Origin of the sequence: Chroococcidiopsis cubana SAG 39.79, from assembly GCF_003991895.1 — a bacterium.
GTDB lineage: Bacteria > Cyanobacteriota > Cyanobacteriia > Cyanobacteriales > Chroococcidiopsidaceae > Chroococcidiopsis > Chroococcidiopsis thermalis.
Genome location: NZ_RSCK01000036.1, coordinates 1 through 17490, shown reverse-complemented (window position 1 = coordinate 17490; position 17490 = coordinate 1). Strand labels below are relative to the sequence as shown.

The window sequence follows — 17490 nt, the reverse complement described above, 5'->3', positions numbered from 1 at the left end:
ACGCCTATTTATAGTTGTCTAATTTCATAGTCGTCCCATTAATATTTGAAATGGCTTTAGTTTGATGCGAACGCTATTCATGGCATCTCCGGTTCTAGCAAATTCGATATTGTCTCCCTGGATTGGATCGATGAGTTGGATCTTTTGCCGTGCCTGAGTAGTAGATGTATTAATACTAAGCGTTAAGTTTGCAGCTTCGCGATCGCTACTAAACGAGATTGCAACTAGGGTCAACCGACCGTTGCTACGCCGCAAACCAGTAAATACCCAAGGATTATCGCACTCTATCTCACGCAATAATACTTCACCACGCACCAGTTCGGGAAACTGCTGTCGGGTTAAAAACAACCGTCGATAAAACTCGTAAACATCTGGATTATCGTCTGGATTAGGACTATATTTGGGATCGCCAGCAAATACTTCGGGAATCCCAAATAAAGCATGAACAGCCTCCATTGCCATCAACCGTGGCGTGTAGCCGTTGAAGTGATAGAACCAGGAAGTATCGTGATTGCGCGTGAAATAAACGCGGTTGGCTCCTGCTGGCAGAGCGCTCAATACGTTGGCAATATGTGCCTTGTAATGTTGAGCATTAACCTTGCCTGCTGCCATGCGATCGAGCAAAAACTGTCCGGCTTCAGTTTGATTGTCGTGAACTAAGTTAGAGACAGAATAAAAAACGGGACCAAATATTTCGCTCAACAAGACTGTTTCGGGCTTAATTGCCTGCATAGCAGACAACATTCGCTGCATTAACTCCGGCGAAGCCGAACCACTGCGATAAGCTGGATAAGGAATTTTTGCATCCCAGCTCGCTCCTTTATAGCCTGCGGCATCGACCCGATAACCATCAATGTTATAAGTTTTGAGATCGTGTAGCGCTAAATCGACCATATATTGCTGGTATGCAGGACTTGCCCAATCCGTTGAAATACTTCCCCACTCGCGATGGCGCGCCAGGTTTCCTTGCTCGTCACGCACGAACAGATCTGGACGCTCCTGCGGGACTGACGATTTCGGATCGAAGCCGTGAATTACCATGTCAAATAATACTTTCATGCCGAGAGAATGAGCTGTGCGTACTAGCTCCCGCAGATCGTCTGACGTGCCATAAGACGGCTCGACTTGGTAAAGATCGATTGGTGCGTAGCCGCCAACCCAGTGCGGCATGAGGTAGATGGTGTTAAAGCCGATATTACGATAAAAGGATAATTTTTTAGTAATGCCTTTGAAACCCTCTGGAAAGTAGGGAGGATAAACTTCTAACAGCACCATTTCCCGCGCCCATTGTGGAGTATTGGTAGCTAACGGTAGCGTGCGGGCAAGCATTTGTCGATATTGAGCAAGTGCCGCAGGTAATGCTTGAGTCGTTAATTCGACATGGTGAATGTCAGATGTGACAGTATACTGTTCTGGCAAGCGATAGGCACGTAAGTTTTCATGCCAGAAACTCAATTTGCGTCCGTCACCACGAATAGTTGAGTTATACGCCACTTCGCCCGATGTCTCCATCCAACTTGCTAAGGTCATCTGTCGCTGTTTGTTGGTCATCGTCAGAATTCCCAGTCCAGCATCAGGGGCGCGATGCAACTGAATGGATTGGTTAACTAGATTTTTGTATGGAGTTTGGGGTGCGACATAAGTTTGAGGCAAAAAGGGACCGGGAACATCCACGACACAGAGATCGGGATTTTCAATTCCTACTCCAGGGAGTCCAAAGCGAAAACCTTCTAGCTTTCTGACCTGCTTTGCCGAAGCGCGAGCGCTGCTAAAATTTCGGCGTAGTGTTGCCGATCGCGCTAAACTTCCTCGGTCAGGAAAAAGCGTGTAAGCAACAGTTAATTCAAATTCATAAGGAGAATCTGTTTGATGCGGACGCGGTACAACGCCAAAAGATAAATTCAGCGTCACGCCCTTTCTGAAGCGATCGATCGCCGTCTCATAATGCAGTAATTTAGCACCATGTTGCGCGATCGCCCAATTGCCATCAATCTGAAAATCAATGTTCTGAGCAATGTCTGCTGCCGCAATCAGATTACCAGCAATTCCATCGGCAGCCAAGATCAGCCATTGTCCAGTGGCGCGATCGAATTCTAGTTTGAGCTTGTCATTACCGAAAATAATTCGGTTGGGTTGCTGGCGTAGATAAATATCTCGATACAACACTTGCGATTGTGCTGGTTCTCTCACTAATTTTGTGCTAGTTGCATCGGCAATTGCAAAACTGGGCGATTGCTCTGCTCGTGTGGGGTTGCCTTGAGCGTTTGGTTCACCTAGTATGAAGCTGAATACAGTACCCAACACTACTATTAAAGCTAGTGCTGACAAAATAAAAATCTTTGCCGCGCTCTGTTTTCCTGCTTTCCTACATCTGCGTTGCCATTGGATAACAGCTCGAATACTATGCCACGGACGCAGGTTGAACTTACTCATTCAGTCAAAGTAAGAACTTCATCGCACAGCATATCACTCTAGCAGTGGCAAGAAAACCTAGCGAACGATTGTTATGGTCGATCGCCCGATTCCCAAGCCGCTTGAAAGAAATCTCGTTCGCACAACATAGCATAGCGATAAGTTTTTTGTACGGTATCGGAGTTGCTAGTGTAGCGATCGCTCAATTTTTCGAGTTGTTGCGCTAGCTGCTCGAATTCTGGGCTGTTGTAGGTACGAATCCAATCGCTGTACTGATGTGTGAGAATACCCTTAGTTGCCAACTTCTGTCCCAAATAAGCATAAAGTCTCATACAAGGTGACATTGCCACAGCGGTTAAACCCACATCTTGACTCCAAGCAGTAGCCGACAAAAAATCGATATAGCGACGAGTGGCTGTACCTGGTTCGACAGAACTAATATTGACTCCCCATGTGGCTGCATACCCGGCATGAAGCTGAAGTTCTTGCAGTACGCCCCCAGCTAAGCCATGAAACAAATTAAATCCTTCCCAATCAGGTGCTTTAGCAGCGGCAATACTGTAGGCACGGGCAAAGGCTTCAAGGAAAAATGCATCTTGCCCGACATAGTAAGCAAACTTTTCTCGCTCCAAGGTTCCATCGGCTATACCCCGAACAAATGGATGATTCAGACAAGCTTGAGCTAAATCTTGGTTAGTTTGCCACAATTCGCTGGATAGAGACATATAAGTAAGTCGTAAGTCAGCGGTGATGGTCACTGGTCACTGGTCACTGGTCACTGATCACTAGTTAGGTTACAACAAAAACCTTAATAAAACTGAAGTTACGCCACCAAGGAAGTTAAAGAAATTGGGTTTGCTCTTAGGTGTTTCTGTTTGCGGTGCTTGCAGTTGGTTTACAAAGGCTTGGGCAGTGTCATAGCCTTCATTATTTCTCTGCCGTAAAAATAACCATTTGGCGCGTTGAGCATCCTGCATCGCTCCCGGTCGGTCTAGCAGTTGGTAGCGGGCAATACCTCGCGCCATGTAAGCTGGGGCGTATTTGTCGTTTAAGCTAAGAGCTTGATTGAAATAGCCAATTGCGCCTTTAGGGTCGCCTTTTTGTCCTTGAGCAATGCCCCAACGATAAAATTCTTCAGGCTTTGCTGCTTGGGTAGGAATAGCGATCGCCCCCTGCAAACTAGTACCGCTAAGATTAGTTGTCTTCAAGTCTACATTAGCTAAATAGGCATCGCGCAGATCGGCTCCACTCAAATCTGTTTGCTCCAACTTAGCACCACTCAGATTTGCGCCATACAGAGAAGCACCACTAAGGTTTGCACCGCTTAGGTCAGCCTCGCTCAAATTCGCCCGACTCAAATTAGCACCACTTAAATTCGCCCCCCGCAGATTCGCCTGACTTAAATTAGCTAAGACCAGACCCTCACCACTAAGATCGCATCCTTCGCACTGTTTTGTTGCCAGAAGTTGTCTAGTATGTTCCAGATCTCCCGCACGAGCTGGAGGTGCGAAGTGCAAAGCAGTCAAAACAGTAGTGATGACGATGAGTTGAGTTTTCATAGGTGAGGATAGAGTCAATTGCTAGGCGATCGCAGATGGACAATACATCTTAACCCAGAATTTTTCGAGAGTCGGTAGGGGCGCACAGCAGTGCGCCCCTACAAGAGCCAGGAAGGGGGACAAGGGAGAATAGCAACCAATAGCCATCAACTATTAACCGTCAACTAACAACTAACTCTTTTTCAAAGTTTTCAAATTCAGCGTATAACAGCCCAGTCTACCTGGAATCCGCTGCCATCGTCCTTGGGTAGCTCCTCCCCAGAGGGTTTTACCAATCCGGTCTTTAGCTTTGACTAAGGCACGTCCGTCAATGTCATCGCCGTATAGCACTTTGGCAACTTTCTCAGTGGTAATCACTTCACCAGGATGCTCGTTCACCACCACTTCCACAGCCGCAGTCAGACTGAGATGATTGTAGCGAGGCAGCATATCATCGCTTTTACCACGCCGCGACGGTCGCCGACGAGAACTTACGGGTAAGCGGGAGGTGTTAGCCGTGGCAGATTCCGAATCTGCTGTAGGTTCCACTAGGCTCAACTTGTAAGTATAGCAAGCTGGTTGATCTGGGACTTTTTCCCAAATCCCTTTATCCGTACCTTGTCCGAGGGTATCATAGATCCTGGGTTTTTCTGCTTTGACCGCTTCTGCATCCATGTCACCATACAATGACCAGATGATATACTCCACAGTTAAAATCTTGCCCTGGTTTTCCTGCAATAGCTTTTCCACTGCTTGAATTTTCGTCAGATTCTGATATTCTGCCTTCATTGGAGTTTTAATAGCCGAAGGAGATCTGGCAGTGTCCCCGCTCGTCTCTCCTACCTCCAGAGGTGTTTCGGCAACTTCTGTTTGGAGTTGTGGTTGGGCAAGTTCAGCTTCTGCTTGGGGCTGTGGTTGGGCAAGTTCAGCTTCTGCTTGGAACTGTGGTTGGGTAAGTTCAGCTTCTGTTTGGGGCTGTGGTTGGGTAAGTTCAGCTTCTGCTTGGAACTGTGGTTGGGTAAGTTCAGCTTCTGCTTGGGGCTGTGGTTGAGTAAGGTCGGATAGAGGCTGAGAGAATGATTCGGGTTCGGGTGCAGTTATACCAGATAGGGTTTGCCGTGGCTGTTCTTCAAAAGCAGTCGTTGGCAGCTCAAATGCATGTTGCATTGGAGGTAAGCTCACTTGGTCTGCGAGGAGAGCATTAACGTGAGTTATTTGTTCTCTAGCATGGGCTGCTTGGCGTTGGTTCGCTTCTAGTTGAGCATGACATTGCGATCGCATATCGACTAGGCTTTGTACAAACTGTTGATTTTCTACCAACTGTGCTACTAGTAACCCGTTGACATGCGACAATTGCTCTTTGAAGCGAGCTACCTGTTTCTCAGACTCTACGAGCTGGGTGTGGTAAAGCTCTTTCAGAGCAATTAAGTTTTCGATTAAGTGTTGAAGTTGTCTATGAAGAGGCATTTTTTTCAGTATTAAACTCCTTTCTAGTTAGCATATTGGATACACCATAGCTAGGTTTTGTTTGTCATGCCATCCAAAAAGGTTTTTGTTCGAGAGTACACAGTCCGCGCCCACGAACGTACAATCCATACTCGGTTATATAAATTCATCTGCCAGCAATGCAGTCAACCCACGGAACGGGAGAGTTATGGTCCTAGACCTCTGTATTGTGAAACTTGCCGTCCTCCCATGTCTCGTATGGTGGAAGACCCGAAATACAAAAAGAAAAAACCCAGACCCGTACTGGTTAAGCAGGCAAAAAAAGCTCGGGCTAGGTAGTCATTTGTCATACCCTTCGGGAAGGGCTATTCTTCGAGAAGACACCCTTCGGGTGTCTACGCCTACGTCATTGGTCATTTGTACTGATAGAGAACTGGTGCTACTAGACGATCGAGAAATCCTGATAGGATCGGCGATCGTCCGCAGATAGGAGACAGAAGGTAAGAGTAAAAGAACTTAGTAATTGATAACTAATTTTTCTCACCTCTCACCTCTCACCTTTCACCTCTGATGTCCAGTGACCAATGACTGACTATGATTCGACTTTTACTCCACGCCAGAAGGCAATGTAACCCTCAATATTTTTTGCCTTCTCTTTGGCTGTGGGATAGTACCAAGCAGCATCTTTGTTGACTTGTCCATCAACGACAACATTGTAGTAGCTGGCAGTTCCTTTCCAAGGGCAAGTCGTATGAGTGGAAGATTCTTGAAAATACTGCTTGTCGATCGCATCGGGAGGGAAGTAGTGGTTGCCCTCAACGATCTCTGTTTTGGAGCTTTCAGCTAAGACAGCTCCATTCCAAATTGCTTTCGCCATAGTTAATTATTTTGCTTCAATTCACAAACTCTCCAGATATCATTATGACTCTATCAAGAGCAGGGAGCGCATGAGCAGTGACCAGTGACCAGTGACCAGTGACCAGTGAATTCTCGACTTACGATTTACAATTCATTCCTCTTCGTCATCAAAGTAGAAAGGAGGCGATTTGAGACGATTTTCTTCTGGGATGACTGTATCCTTGTCGAAGTCACTATCTGAATTTTTATTGAAGTATGTGGGTAAGGGTTGCCTTGATTCTGCTGGAAGGCGATCGCGACTATGGCGGTTAGGGGTGCTACGGGTGAAAGTTTTCCAGGCTGCTTTTACACCTGTGAAGACGCTGCGAGTATTCACCTCGACGCTTCTTGCTTGTTCCTTGGCTCGATCTAAATTGCGATCGACTTGCTTGGCAATTTGTGCCGCACTTTTTACCCCATCGCTCACATCATCGGTCAAATCGCTAATTTCTAACCCTGTCAAGCGAATTGCTTCTAAAGTTGGAGGCAAATCTCGTTTGAGCGTATCGAAGAGTTTTTCGGCACTGCGAGATGCCCGTGCTAATTCGTGAAAAGCTGGCACGGCTGCCACTAAAACTGCTGTGAGGCTAATAGCAACTAGCAGTAGTGACAGTCCGAGCCAAAACAGCGGATCGATCGCAGTGGCACTACGGGCGATCTGTATAAGCAGTACGGGAATCGGAAGTAATCTCATTATTTTGCCGTTTGATGGCTTGACGCTCTTGCTGACTGGCTTCAACCCCAGCCGCGATCGCCTCTCGCAATCGTTCTAATGTATCATCCCAACTACGTAATGCCGATCCTGAAAGACGGTCTGCCTGGAGTTGCACGCTAGTCGATAAATCTTCTGCTAGTTCTGGGATAGCATTAGCAGATTTTTTCAACAACTGTCGCGCTTCTCGTCCGCTACGTGGGGCGATTAACATTCCAGTTAAAGTGCCGACGGCAGCACCTAATAAAAAACCGCCGATAAAGACTCCTGAACGGTTGTTAGGCATATATGAGGGTTTTCTCTCTACACTCATTGTAAGGTCAGTTGTCAGTTGTCAGTTATCAATGTAGAGACGTTACATGTAACGTCTCTACTTGCGACTTCATCTTGTATATCGATGCTTGACTCCTACGGGGAAGTACTCTGGATCTCCGGTGGGGGCGAGGGATACGTGAGGAATTTGATATTCGGGGGGGACGTAATTGGCAAATTCGCTATTGAGTCGGAGCAATTGCGCGTGAATTGAGGTGGCGATCGCATTTCTTTTTGCTTCATTTCCCTCTACCCCTGGTGCTAACTCTACCACTATAGAGAAGAAACGGTTTCGATCGGCATCTTCCTTCACTTCCATTACAAATTTACCCGTCACCCATTCTCGAATCTGCGGTTGTTCTAAGCCAACGATGACATTTTCGGGATAGATATTTGCGCCAAAGTAAGAAATAGTAAAATTAGCACGCCCAAACACGTAGACGAAAGGTAGAGCATGGATGCCTCTCGTTCCTTGTTGCTGTAAAGTGACGATTGGGTCGAATCCGTGCGATCGCAAAAATTCCAGCATGGCATCGTAAGCAATGATTCCACCTGTATCGGCAATGTGATATCGCACGAGGGGAATGCCATTATCGCCCGAAAATAGTAGCGTGCCGTCTTGCACTTCAAAAAAGCGGCTGAGCGGATCGTATTGTACTAAGGTGGGTAAGCGCGATTCCCCAAATAAGCTACGGGCTACTTCTGGATTCTCTGCTAAAAAACGTCGGATGCAGATACTCAAAGGTGTTTCATTGCCTAACACGCCAGCATCAGCCGTGCCGTAGAGTGAAGCAGAATCATAGTAGGGATTGTTTGCTCCCACTCGTTCCCCTACTAAACTCCGCCACTCTTCGCTGAAGACTTCTCCTGCTAGGACTAATTTGATTTGGTAGCGCTGCCACTCTATGCCGTTAGCTCTACCAGTGTCAATGACATCTTTGAGAAAGGGCGGATATCCCAGCAATACTACTTGCTCGAATAAACTACCCAGTTCTTGCACGACACGGCAGATTTCTGTTTTGTTATTCCCTGGAGTTACAACAGTGATGGGATAACCCTTACTTGCCAAGTGGCGACAGCAATCAGTTGTAAACATCCCACCTACCCAAGTTCCCAACGTAAAACAGACAACTGCTAGAGTGGGGCGGGTGTCAGCAAAAAAGCTATCGTGAAATATTTGTTCAAAGCGGGTGGCAATTTGCAGTTCGTCGGTCAGGTAGCGCAACCAATACGTTGGTTTCCCCGTAGAACCCGATGATGCTGCTACCATATCGCATCTTTCTAGTTGTCCGTGCCGACAAAAATTTGGCAGGGAATGACAACGTAGGTAGTTGTCTTTTGTCAGTAGCGGCAGTTGTTGAAAGTCTGCCAAAGTTTGAATTGCTGTTGGCTCGATTCCCCGTGCCGTCAAAAAAGTTTTGTATGCTGGTACAGTTGCAGCCACATCGCGAAATAACTCTAAGGCAGCAGCTTGAGGAGAAACTTGTTGATGCTTGCTTAGTTTCGTTGCTAGAGGTGTAGTGAAAAACTCTTGCAAGGCTGTTAATACGCGATCGCTTTGTTCTTGCTGCATTACCTGTGATTGTTTTCGACCAACCGGATTGGAACGATCTTATCAAGACTATTGCAACAAAGTCGATTTACCTAAACCACTTTGTTGTTTCATTCTTCTTGCTTTTTTGCTGTTTGCTTTTCTCGGCGATCGTGTTGTTACTCACTAAAATCTCTACAATGTTAAGTAAGGTAAAGCTGTTGTTTAGAGATTGAGAGTTAGGAAAACAATAATGATATTCGGATTTGGTAAAAAAATCGCTATGCCTTCTCCTCAGGAGGCTTTACCCGGACGATCGCAAGCAATGCCCGTACCTCAGACTCACTACACAAATGGAAATCCTCTCAAGCCGCCATATCCTACCGGTATGGAGCCAGCTATGTTTGGTATGGGCTGTTTCTGGGGTGCAGAACGCAAGTTTTGGCAGTTAGATGGCGTTTTTATCACTGCTGTTGGCTACGCGGCTGGTTTTACGCCCAACCCCACTTATAAAGAAGTTTGTTCGGGGATGACGGGTCATAATGAAGTTGTGTTTGTCGTCTACGATCCCAAAGTCATTAGTTACGAACAATTGCTGAAAGTTTTCTGGGAAAACCACGACCCAACTCAGGGTATGCGGCAAGGAAACGATGTCGGAACCCAATACCGTTCGGGAATCTACGTCTACTCTGAAGAACAGAAACAATTAGCAATAGCAACGCGAGATACCTATCAGCAAGCCTTGACTCAGGCAGGATATGGCAAGATAACCACTGAAATTATTGATGCTCCCGAATTTTATTGGGCAGAGGAATATCATCAGCAATATCTGGCAAAGAATCCTGGCGGGTATTGTGGTTTAGGGGGTACGAATGTAGCCTGTCCGGTGGGATTGATAGCAAGTTAGAACAACGTAGGGGGCGTTAGTAACGCTCCCTACTATAGAAAATATTTATAACTAAAAATAAAGTTAATAATTAATCAACTAATTTTATTTTCCTCGGCGCGATCGCAACAAATATCTTTAAAGTTTCACTCCGACAACAAATAAAGTTTTTCGTAGATTTGTTTGGCTCTGCTCTCTACTCCCTAAGTCTTTGATCGTAAAGCTTTTTACCAACAAGCAATCTGTCGCGAGTTAGATGAGAATTTTTCCCCTTCTTATTTAAATTGCAATAGTAAAAACCTTTTGTCATCTGAATTAAAGCTAATCTCAGACAAACCTTGCTGCATGAATAACTATTTCAAATCTAACTCTAGAACTATTTTATATCTACTAAAAACATATCTATCTTTGGTAGATTAACAAAAATTAACAAATTCGTATATGATAAGGAAGGCTTGCATCAAATGCCTTCAAGTTTGGCTTGTCTACTTCTACGTTTGCTAAGGATTCTACTCTGACATGGTTGCATCGATTCCGAACCCTTTACAACAAAGTGCTTTAAACCAAAGTGAAACGCGATTGAATATTGGTTATTCATATACATATAAGGGGATTATAATTGCCTTAACGATTATTGTGACTTGGATAGCTAGTTTATGCTTTCTCCTCTCAAGTCAACTAGAAAAACTGGGAATCTGGGGAATTCTATTAGCAATAGTTTGGCAAACATTTTTGTATACAGGCTTATTTATTACAGCCCATGATGCCATGCATGGACTAGTCGCTCCAAATCATCTCCAAATAAATCGCTGGTTTGGTAGAGTCGCTGTAAGTTTATATGCTTTATTTCCTTACAATCGATTGCTGCAAAAGCACTGGGCGCATCACCGACATCCAGCCAGTCAACTCGATCCCGATTTTCACAACGGCAAGCAGAAAAACTTTTTTGCCTGGTACTTATATTTTATTGGAAACTATTGGAGTTGGCGACAAATCATTGGCTTAACACTCCTTTTTCATAGCGCAAATGTATTATTAAATATATCTAGAGCCCACCTCATTTTATTTTGGGCGTTACCAGCAATTCTCAGTTCGGTACAGTTGTTTTACTTTGGTACGTTCTTAACTCACAGAGAACCAAGAGCAGGCTACGAAAATATTCATCGCGCCCAATCAACTCACATAGTGTCTTTCTGGTCGTTTCTTGCTTGCTACCACTTTGGATATCACGAAGAACATCACGAATATCCCCAAGTTCCTTGGTGGAAATTACCAGAAGTCTATAGGATGAAAAGAGAAGAATCAGTTATCAGTGACCAGTGACCAGTGACCAGTGACCAATTACACAATACTCATAACTCGCTACCAGCGACAGTACCAGTCGCAATGACAATTGCGGGATCGGATAGCGGCGGCGGGGCTGGAATTCAAGCAGATCTGAAAACTTTCGCCTTCCATTGCGTACACGGTACGAGTGCGATTACTTGTATCACGGCTCAAAATACTTTGGGTGTTACGCGAGTTGATGCTTTACCTGCTGCTGCTGTTGTTGCTCAAATTCAAGCGGTGGTTGAGGATATCGGGGTTCAAGGTGTAAAAACTGGGATGTTGCTCAACCGGGAAATTATTACAGCCGTATCCCAGCAAGTTGAGAGCTTAAGTATAGATAAATTGGTTGTCGATCCCGTGATGGTGTCGCGCACGGGAGCGCAGTTAATTGATGATGCAGCAGTAACAAGCTTGCGATCGCAACTCATCCCTCTAGCAACCATAGTCACCCCTAACCGCTACGAAGCGCAGATCTTAAGTGGGAAAGAAATTCATAGCTTAGATGACATGAAAGCTGCGGCTGAGGACATTTTTCGCCGGACGGGAGCAAAGGCTGTGTTAGTCAAGGGTGGAGGAATGTTAGGAGAGGTGCGCGGCGTTGATGTTTGGTTTGATGGCGATCGCCTGGAGATAATAACGACAACCCAAGTCGATACAAAAAATACCCACGGTACGGGTTGTACCCTAGCCGCCGCGATCGCAGCCAATCTCGCTTTGGGGAAAGAGCCATTAACTGCTGTACGGCAAGCGAAAGAATACGTTACCACAGCCTTGAAACACGCCCTCAACATTGGCAAAGGACAAGGACCTGTCGGGCATTTCTTTCCCCTCCTGACTTCTGGCTCCTGACTCCTAATAACTGATAAATATTACAACTTAGCTGTGAAAGTAGCAAAATCTGGCTAAACTGGTGGCGAATATTTCTTTTGACGGCGCTAACCATGCGATCTAGCTCCAGCTCTGCTCATCATCATCCAACATCTCATCACTATATGCCCTCTGTGCCACTTTCGGTCTATCGGGAATTGGCATTGGAGTTGCAAGCTACCCAGGAGATAATTGACGCTCTCAAGTCGCAAAATCAGCAGCTAGCCAGACAAAATCAACACCTCCGCCAAGAAATTGAAAAAGTCGTACAGCATGTTTCCTATCTACAACAAGTGGTTGATACGACTGTGGCGAACCAAATAGAAAACGATCGCCCCGAACGAGAGGATCGAGTTAAACCAAAGCGCCCGCCGGCTGGTCGTGCCGGACACCAAGGCGGTGTGACAATGAAAACTGGCGGCGGACATGCTTCAGAATTTGTAGCAGTTGAAGAAGTGGAAGCAGATAATCACCATCACCGTTCCCCATCGGACGCTACTCGAATGAATGGCTGGGGATTGGCGATCGCAGTTTCAATCGTAGTCGTGACAGCATTTAGTACTGGATTTCTCCTGGTTCGCCCTCTAACATCCAATCGTTAAGCGATCGCACTGACTGCCTTCTTCTAAAAAATGTATTAATTAATACGATACTTCACACTAGAGGATGATACTACAAATAAGTTCCAGCTATTGCATTTGGGATCGATCGAGTGTAGAAAAACAGGATGGAGGCAATCTACGCAGTAATTCAAACAGTGCGATCGCACTCAAACTAAGAGATAATTTTCCTTTGGTGAATCACAGCAGTAAAACACACCAATATAAAACGATAAACAAACGGGAGTGAGAAAATTGAAAAAGGTAGAAGCAATTATCCGACCCTTTAAACTCGATGAAGTGAAAATTGCCCTCGTCAACGCTGGCATTGTGGGCATGACAGTTTCAGAAGTCCGAGGCTTTGGACGACAAAAAGGACAGACAGAACGCTATCGCGGTTCCGAGTATACGGTAGAGTTTCTGCAAAAACTCAAAGTAGAGATCGTCATCGAAGACGCACAGGTAGACATGGTAGTAGACAAAATCATCGCCGCCGCCCGTACTGGAGAGATTGGCGATGGCAAGATCTTTATCAGTCCTGTGGAAGAAGTCGTCCGCATTCGGACAGGTGAAAAGAATCTGGAGGCAGTTTAGGCTAGTTCTCAGTTATCAGTTATCAGTGACTAGTAACTAGTGGCTAGTGACAAGAATTGAGTCTAGCCGCTAGTCACTATCCATGCATCACTTGCAACTGGGGAATCAGGGCTTGAAAGGCTCGTCCGCGATGGCTAATTTCGTGTTTCAGTTGGGGTGGCATTTCGGCAAATGACATTTGCCGATCGGGAACGTAGAAAATCGGATCGTAGCCAAAGCCTCCTATGCCCCGTGGTGCAGTCAAAATTTCACCGCGACAAATGCCTTCGGCTTGCAGGACGATCGCCCCATCAGGACGGGCGATCGCGATCGCGCAGACAAATTGCGCCTGTCTATTTGCCGCGTCTCCTAGTTCCTGTAAAACCCGTTCGATCCGCTCTGCATCGGTTTTAGCATAACGGGCAGAGTAGATCCCAGGAGCGCCACCTAAAGCATCGACTTGTAAACCAGAATCGTCAGCGATCGCCCATTGTCCAGTTGCTTTTGCTACCTGAGAAGCTTTCAAGCAAGCGTTGGCAACAAAAGTATTGCCTGTCTCCTCAACTTCCAGATCTGACGGTTTGAGGGTCAATTCCCAGTTTAGATCGGTCAGGTAGGCTTGCATTTCCTTTAACTTACCTGGATTGCCAGTCGCAACAACCAGAAACTTTGGATTTTGGATTTCGGATTTTGAGTTCATTTACTTGTATCCGTCTATAGTCTACGGCGAGCTATGTACTGACCGTGGACGTTGACGCAATAAGGCATGAGGTAAGTCAGCATTCCAGATATCCAGCGTTCCCGATCCATGTCTCCACGCAGCAATGCTCCACCATGATTAATCGTAAACAAGATCGTGCCTACAAATAGAGCGGTCTTCAACCCCGTAAAGACAAATTTTCGATCGAACAAACTGCGTAAATATCCTGCGATCGCTTTCATGGAAAGTAGAGAATAGCCACCGAGGGAATTTTAAATTGACGGGCGAACCGTCAAGAGTATCTGGTGAATCAATTTTGGATATTAGATTTCAAATTCAATCTAAAATCCCCCTTGTCCCCCTGCCCTAGCTTTCCGCCCAATCCTTTGCCCAATTGAGGGTTTGATGCACCTGTTCAATTGTTGATGCTTCGCAGTATAAGCGCAAGACAGGTTCAGTGCCGCTAAAGCGAATCATCAGCCAGCTATCATCATCCAAGCGGAATTTGTAGCCATCAATCGTCTGACAGTTGACTACAGCTTTTCCAGCAATTTCTTTGAGGGGCTGAGTTTGCAACTGATCCAAGAGACGCGATCGCACTTCCATACTTGCTAAGGGTAGATCGATGCGATCGTAGGCAGAGTGAAAGTTAGTTTTTGACTGGAGTTGCTGGTAGAGGGCGCTTAAATCTAGTCCAGATTGCACGACGGCTTCTAGCACATATAAGGCAGAAAGTAAAGCATCTCGTTCGGGAATATGCGTTCCATAACCGATCCCGCCTGACTCTTCACCCCCAAGCAAAACTTGGGTTTCCAACATGCGATCGGCAATATATTTGTATCCCACCGGAGTTTCGGAAACTGGGATCTGATGTAAAGCTGCAACGCGGGGCATTAAGTCAGAACCGCTGACAGTTTTGACGAGTTCGCCTTTCATACCGCGATTTACGGCTAAGTGTTCGATCAAAATGGGAATCAGGACTTGGGAACTAAGAAAATTACCTTGTCCGTCTACAGCTGCAATCCGATCGCTATCGCCATCAAATACTAAACCTACAGCCAAATTGCCTTTTTCAGCACTATGGGTACGGATGGTTTCAAATAAACGAGAAAGGTATTTTGGTAATGGTTCTGGCGCGCCGCCACCAAATAACGGATCGCGATCGCTGTTAAGTTCGTTGACTGGTACTTCTAATATCTGTGCTAGTCCCCCTGCGGCTGCACCGTGCATCACATCAGCAAAGACTGTTAGTTTACCTTGAGTAATATACGAGCGAATGCGATCGAGATCGACTTTTGCCCGTAGAGTGTCGCAGTAGCTAGACCAAGGATTGAATGTTGTCATTTTCCCAGGATTGGCACTGGTAGAGGATGGACGATCTAATAAAGATTCAATATTCTTTGTCACCTCTGGCGGGACAGAACCGCCAAAAGCGCCTTTAACTTTCAATCCTGAATAGCTACCTGGGTTGTGGCTAGCAGTAATGACTAAAGCACCCAGAGCGTTGTGCTGTTTTGCCGCTAGACTAAAAGCAGGAGTGGGAGCGTAAGTTTCTGATAAAAGTACGTCAAACCCTACCGCTGTAACGGCTTGGGCTGTTGCACGGGCAAAATCCTCTGACATGAAGCGGCGATCGTAGCCCACAATAATCGTATTGCTACCTGTAGTATTACCGTACGTTCGTGCTAAAACTTGAGCGGCGATCGGTGCAACTAACGCTAAGCGTTCAAATGTAAACTCATCAGCAATGATACCGCGCCAACCATCCGTACCAAACTTGATTTTATTGCCAATTCCTGGCATGGTATTTACCCCAGAACCCTAACGCTGGATCTTAACATCTCTGGTTTAATAAGCAATGAAGAAGTTTGCGCCTCTGGATTACGTTTGATGAATTTGAGGAACTTTTATGGAATCTATTTGCATATTCTGCGGTTCCAGTACGGGTAATCGTTCTATCTACCAAGAAGCTGCCCAAGCAATGGGCGAGGCGATCGCGCGTCGGGGATTAAGCTTAATTTACGGTGGTGGTAATGTAGGTTTGATGGGTATGGTAGCCGATGCCGCTTTAGCCGCAGGTGGTGAGGCAATTGGGGTTATTCCCAAGTTTTTAGTTGACAAGGAAATTGCCCACAACGGACTGACGCAACTACATGTCGTCGATTCCATGCACGATCGCAAAGCATTGATGACAGAATTAGCCGACGCATTTATTGCCTTACCTGGAGGATATGGCACGTTGGAAGAATTTTGCGAGATTCTTACCTGGGCGCAGTTAGGATTGCATCAAAAACCCCAAGGTTTATTAAATGTTGAGGGTTATTACGATCCGCTATTACAGTTATTCGATCGCGCCGTTACAGAAGATTTTTTAAGATCGGAATTACGTTCTTTGGTATTAGAATCGTCGTCATCTGAAGATTTACTTGATTTGTTAGCTAACTATCAGCCAATAACCGTTGAAAAGTGGTTGAGGCAAGATACTGAGGTTTGAATTTTCGTTTAGCGATACATATCTTAAACTATTATCGAAGTTTGTTCGACATAAGTGTAGTAAGTAATTGAGTATTGGGTGAATAAAATTCGCGACTACACAAACCAAGTCTGCCTACGCGGACTAATAGAAAGTATGTTTCCTTTTATAGAAATTCATACATCTCGCCTCAAATTCCGTCCCTATGCAGTAGCAGATTTAGATGATCTGCACCGCATTTTCATCGATCCTCAAGTCAGAAGATACTTATGCGACGATAAAATTATGCCGCGAGAGTGGGTTGCCACAGAAATTGAAAATAATACCAAGTGTTTTGAACAACACGGTTTTGGTCAGTGGAGTATTTTTTCTAAAGAAAATTCAGAATTAATTGGCTTCTGTGGTTTCCGATTCTTTTACGAAAAGCCACCAGAATTACAACTAATCTATGGTTTATCACCGCAATATTGGGGTCAAGGACTAGCAACAGAAGCTGCAACAGCCATGATTCAATATGGATTTACAGAACATAAATTTCAGCAGATTATTACTAATACTGATGTTGAAAATATTGCTTCGGTGCGAGTAATGGAAAGAATTGGTATGAGATTTGTCCAGCGCGCTAATAAAGAAGGATTAGACGTGCTGTATTATGCTATCTCTCGCGAAGAGTATCAATTCGATCGTTCTTTATATAGTCTGCATATAAAATCTGACTTTTCCCACCATAGCTAGGATTGCTTGCAATTGGCTACCCTCTGGAGTTAAACAACTACTTTGTTGCCTAATTTTGTTACATAATTTTGATAAGGCTAGCTCAACAACAAAAGCGCTACTCAAGCCGAACAATTGCTTTGCTCAGTAATGCAGATTATTGAGAGAAGGATTGGCAAACAGTTCCAACTGCCCTTGACCTATTACTGAATAGGTTAGGAGATAGAACTATGACAACCACTGAGTCTTATTCTACCAAACAGGAGATTTTGGCTTATTTACTGAAACAAGGACAAGCAACAGCACAGCAGTTGGCGAAAGCTTTATCAATTAGTCGGCAAGCAACACAACGGCATCTGAAAAATTTGCAGAATGAGCAGCTGATTGAGTATCAACCGATGCCAGTTGGCATGGGGCGACCGGGTAGTGATATGGAAGTAGTGGTGAAGCTCAAATCCTGTCTAACTCTGCATTGTAGCCATGAATGAAGTACCAAATCGC

General features: G+C 45.4%; 20 protein-coding genes. 9 read left to right on the top strand and 11 right to left on the bottom strand.

Features of this window, described 5'->3' with window-relative positions; translation table 11 throughout:
* Nucleotides 1–24: 24 nt before the first annotated feature.
* The 4 genes from DSM107010_RS20045 to DSM107010_RS38575 all read right to left on the bottom strand — a co-directional run bounded on the left by DSM107010_RS20045 (nucleotide 25) and on the right by DSM107010_RS38575 (nucleotide 5417).
* Nucleotides 25–2433 (bottom strand): alpha-amylase family glycosyl hydrolase, encoded by a 2409-nt coding sequence (locus tag DSM107010_RS20045; RefSeq protein WP_127023721.1) that lies wholly within the window; start codon nucleotides 2431–2433, stop codon nucleotides 25–27.
* A 71-nt stretch (nucleotides 2434–2504) separates the two neighbouring features.
* Entirely contained in the window at nucleotides 2505–3137 is a 633-nt protein-coding gene (locus DSM107010_RS20040; RefSeq protein WP_015154858.1) for a TenA family protein, read from the bottom strand.
* Nucleotides 3138–3206: 69 nt separating this feature from the next.
* The gene (locus DSM107010_RS42320; protein ID WP_015154857.1) at nucleotides 3207–3971 is read right to left on the bottom strand and encodes a pentapeptide repeat-containing protein; all 765 of its coding nucleotides are present in this window, start codon (nucleotides 3969–3971) and stop codon (nucleotides 3207–3209) included.
* A 171-nt stretch (nucleotides 3972–4142) separates the two neighbouring features.
* On the bottom strand, nucleotides 4143–5417 hold the full coding sequence (locus DSM107010_RS38575) for a hypothetical protein (protein ID WP_158631820.1): 1275 nt from the start codon (nucleotides 5415–5417) through the stop codon (nucleotides 4143–4145).
* Between the two features lie 66 nt (nucleotides 5418–5483).
* On the opposite strand from DSM107010_RS38575, the gene DSM107010_RS20020 reads away from it, so the two are divergent.
* Complete coding sequence (locus tag DSM107010_RS20020; RefSeq protein ID WP_015154855.1) at nucleotides 5484–5735, top strand: hypothetical protein; 252 nt, start codon at nucleotides 5484–5486, stop codon at nucleotides 5733–5735.
* A 253-nt stretch (nucleotides 5736–5988) separates the two neighbouring features.
* On the opposite strand, the gene DSM107010_RS20015 is transcribed toward DSM107010_RS20020, so the two are convergent.
* The 4 genes from DSM107010_RS20015 to DSM107010_RS19995 all read right to left on the bottom strand — a co-directional run bounded on the left by DSM107010_RS20015 (nucleotide 5989) and on the right by DSM107010_RS19995 (nucleotide 8890).
* Nucleotides 5989–6273 (bottom strand): DUF427 domain-containing protein, encoded by a 285-nt coding sequence (locus DSM107010_RS20015; protein WP_015154854.1) that lies wholly within the window; start codon nucleotides 6271–6273, stop codon nucleotides 5989–5991.
* A 132-nt stretch (nucleotides 6274–6405) separates the two neighbouring features.
* Nucleotides 6406–6987, bottom strand: coding sequence for a hypothetical protein (locus DSM107010_RS20005; RefSeq protein ID WP_015154853.1), 582 nt, complete (start codon nucleotides 6985–6987; stop codon nucleotides 6406–6408).
* Nucleotides 6941–7291, bottom strand: coding sequence for a YtxH domain-containing protein (locus DSM107010_RS20000; RefSeq protein WP_039716885.1), 351 nt, complete (start codon nucleotides 7289–7291; stop codon nucleotides 6941–6943). Before DSM107010_RS20000 ends, DSM107010_RS20005 begins: the two co-directional genes overlap by 47 nt.
* Nucleotides 7292–7387: 96 nt before the next feature.
* Nucleotides 7388–8890 carry a phenylacetate--CoA ligase family protein gene (locus tag DSM107010_RS19995; protein WP_015154851.1) on the bottom strand — a complete coding sequence of 501 codons (1503 nt, stop codon included), beginning with the start codon at nucleotides 8888–8890 and terminating at the stop codon, nucleotides 7388–7390.
* A 208-nt stretch (nucleotides 8891–9098) separates the two neighbouring features.
* On the opposite strand from DSM107010_RS19995, the gene msrA reads away from it, so the two are divergent.
* From msrA to DSM107010_RS19970, 5 genes are all read left to right on the top strand, one after another.
* Nucleotides 9099–9755 carry a peptide-methionine (S)-S-oxide reductase MsrA gene (gene msrA, locus DSM107010_RS19990; RefSeq protein ID WP_106168501.1) on the top strand — a complete coding sequence of 219 codons (657 nt, stop codon included), beginning with the start codon at nucleotides 9099–9101 and terminating at the stop codon, nucleotides 9753–9755.
* A 498-nt stretch (nucleotides 9756–10253) separates the two neighbouring features.
* Nucleotides 10254–11057, top strand: a complete 804-nt coding sequence (gene crtW, locus DSM107010_RS19985; protein WP_015154849.1) for a beta-carotene ketolase CrtW — start codon at nucleotides 10254–10256, stop codon at nucleotides 11055–11057.
* A 63-nt stretch (nucleotides 11058–11120) separates the two neighbouring features.
* On the top strand, nucleotides 11121–11912 hold the full coding sequence (gene thiD, locus DSM107010_RS19980; RefSeq protein ID WP_106169066.1) for a bifunctional hydroxymethylpyrimidine kinase/phosphomethylpyrimidine kinase: 792 nt from the start codon (nucleotides 11121–11123) through the stop codon (nucleotides 11910–11912).
* 92 nt (nucleotides 11913–12004) lie between these two features.
* Nucleotides 12005–12532 carry a hypothetical protein gene (locus tag DSM107010_RS19975; protein ID WP_015154847.1) on the top strand — a complete coding sequence of 176 codons (528 nt, stop codon included), beginning with the start codon at nucleotides 12005–12007 and terminating at the stop codon, nucleotides 12530–12532.
* A 252-nt stretch (nucleotides 12533–12784) separates the two neighbouring features.
* Complete coding sequence (locus DSM107010_RS19970; RefSeq protein ID WP_039717719.1) at nucleotides 12785–13123, top strand: P-II family nitrogen regulator; 339 nt, start codon at nucleotides 12785–12787, stop codon at nucleotides 13121–13123.
* Nucleotides 13124–13199: 76 nt separating this feature from the next.
* Here the strand turns inward: DSM107010_RS19970 and rdgB are convergent, their stop codons facing one another.
* The 3 genes from rdgB to DSM107010_RS19955 form a co-directional block, all read right to left on the bottom strand.
* On the bottom strand, nucleotides 13200–13802 hold the full coding sequence (gene rdgB, locus DSM107010_RS19965; protein WP_106169065.1) for an RdgB/HAM1 family non-canonical purine NTP pyrophosphatase: 603 nt from the start codon (nucleotides 13800–13802) through the stop codon (nucleotides 13200–13202).
* A 14-nt stretch (nucleotides 13803–13816) separates the two neighbouring features.
* Nucleotides 13817–14044 carry a nitrate/nitrite transporter NrtS gene (gene nrtS, locus DSM107010_RS19960; RefSeq protein ID WP_106169064.1) on the bottom strand — a complete coding sequence of 76 codons (228 nt, stop codon included), beginning with the start codon at nucleotides 14042–14044 and terminating at the stop codon, nucleotides 13817–13819.
* Nucleotides 14045–14168: 124 nt separating this feature from the next.
* Nucleotides 14169–15605 (bottom strand): phosphoglucomutase/phosphomannomutase family protein, encoded by a 1437-nt coding sequence (locus DSM107010_RS19955; protein WP_106169063.1) that lies wholly within the window; start codon nucleotides 15603–15605, stop codon nucleotides 14169–14171.
* A gap of 106 nt (nucleotides 15606–15711) precedes the next feature.
* Here DSM107010_RS19955 and DSM107010_RS19950 point away from each other — a divergent pair, with 106 nt between their 5' ends.
* The 3 genes from DSM107010_RS19950 (at nucleotide 15712) to DSM107010_RS19940 (ending at nucleotide 17477) form a co-directional block, all read left to right on the top strand.
* Nucleotides 15712–16296 carry an LOG family protein gene (locus tag DSM107010_RS19950; protein ID WP_106169062.1) on the top strand — a complete coding sequence of 195 codons (585 nt, stop codon included), beginning with the start codon at nucleotides 15712–15714 and terminating at the stop codon, nucleotides 16294–16296.
* Between the two features lie 78 nt (nucleotides 16297–16374).
* The gene (locus tag DSM107010_RS19945) at nucleotides 16375–17010 is read left to right on the top strand and encodes a GNAT family N-acetyltransferase (protein WP_127023718.1); all 636 of its coding nucleotides are present in this window, start codon (nucleotides 16375–16377) and stop codon (nucleotides 17008–17010) included.
* A gap of 209 nt (nucleotides 17011–17219) precedes the next feature.
* The gene (locus DSM107010_RS19940) at nucleotides 17220–17477 is read left to right on the top strand and encodes a winged helix-turn-helix transcriptional regulator (RefSeq protein WP_241994277.1); all 258 of its coding nucleotides are present in this window, start codon (nucleotides 17220–17222) and stop codon (nucleotides 17475–17477) included.
* The last annotated feature ends 13 nt before the right edge of the window (nucleotides 17478–17490 follow it).

Excerpts from the sequence above, each read along its gene's own strand:
- DSM107010_RS20045 (WP_127023721.1), bottom strand. The coding sequence starts at position 2,433 with ATGAGTAAGTTCAACCTGCGTCCGTGGCATAGTATTCGAGCTGTTATC.
- DSM107010_RS20040 (WP_015154858.1), bottom strand. The coding sequence starts at position 3,137 with ATGTCTCTATCCAGCGAATTGTGGCAAACTAACCAAGATTTAGCTCAA.
- DSM107010_RS42320 (WP_015154857.1), bottom strand. The coding sequence starts at position 3,971 with ATGAAAACTCAACTCATCGTCATCACTACTGTTTTGACTGCTTTGCAC.
- DSM107010_RS38575 (WP_158631820.1), bottom strand. The coding sequence starts at position 5,417 with ATGCCTCTTCATAGACAACTTCAACACTTAATCGAAAACTTAATTGCT.
- DSM107010_RS20020 (WP_015154855.1), top strand. The coding sequence starts at position 5,484 with ATGCCATCCAAAAAGGTTTTTGTTCGAGAGTACACAGTCCGCGCCCAC.
- DSM107010_RS20015 (WP_015154854.1), bottom strand. The coding sequence starts at position 6,273 with ATGGCGAAAGCAATTTGGAATGGAGCTGTCTTAGCTGAAAGCTCCAAA.
- DSM107010_RS20005 (WP_015154853.1), bottom strand. The coding sequence starts at position 6,987 with ATGAGATTACTTCCGATTCCCGTACTGCTTATACAGATCGCCCGTAGT.
- DSM107010_RS20000 (WP_039716885.1), bottom strand. The coding sequence starts at position 7,291 with ATGCCTAACAACCGTTCAGGAGTCTTTATCGGCGGTTTTTTATTAGGT.
- DSM107010_RS19995 (WP_015154851.1), bottom strand. The coding sequence starts at position 8,890 with ATGCAGCAAGAACAAAGCGATCGCGTATTAACAGCCTTGCAAGAGTTT.
- crtW (WP_015154849.1), top strand. The coding sequence starts at position 10,254 with ATGGTTGCATCGATTCCGAACCCTTTACAACAAAGTGCTTTAAACCAA.
- thiD (WP_106169066.1), top strand. The coding sequence starts at position 11,121 with ATGACAATTGCGGGATCGGATAGCGGCGGCGGGGCTGGAATTCAAGCA.
- DSM107010_RS19975 (WP_015154847.1), top strand. The coding sequence starts at position 12,005 with ATGCGATCTAGCTCCAGCTCTGCTCATCATCATCCAACATCTCATCAC.
- rdgB (WP_106169065.1), bottom strand. The coding sequence starts at position 13,802 with ATGAACTCAAAATCCGAAATCCAAAATCCAAAGTTTCTGGTTGTTGCG.
- nrtS (WP_106169064.1), bottom strand. The coding sequence starts at position 14,044 with ATGAAAGCGATCGCAGGATATTTACGCAGTTTGTTCGATCGAAAATTT.
- DSM107010_RS19955 (WP_106169063.1), bottom strand. The coding sequence starts at position 15,605 with ATGCCAGGAATTGGCAATAAAATCAAGTTTGGTACGGATGGTTGGCGC.
- DSM107010_RS19950 (WP_106169062.1), top strand. The coding sequence starts at position 15,712 with ATGGAATCTATTTGCATATTCTGCGGTTCCAGTACGGGTAATCGTTCT.
- DSM107010_RS19940 (WP_241994277.1), top strand. The coding sequence starts at position 17,220 with ATGACAACCACTGAGTCTTATTCTACCAAACAGGAGATTTTGGCTTAT.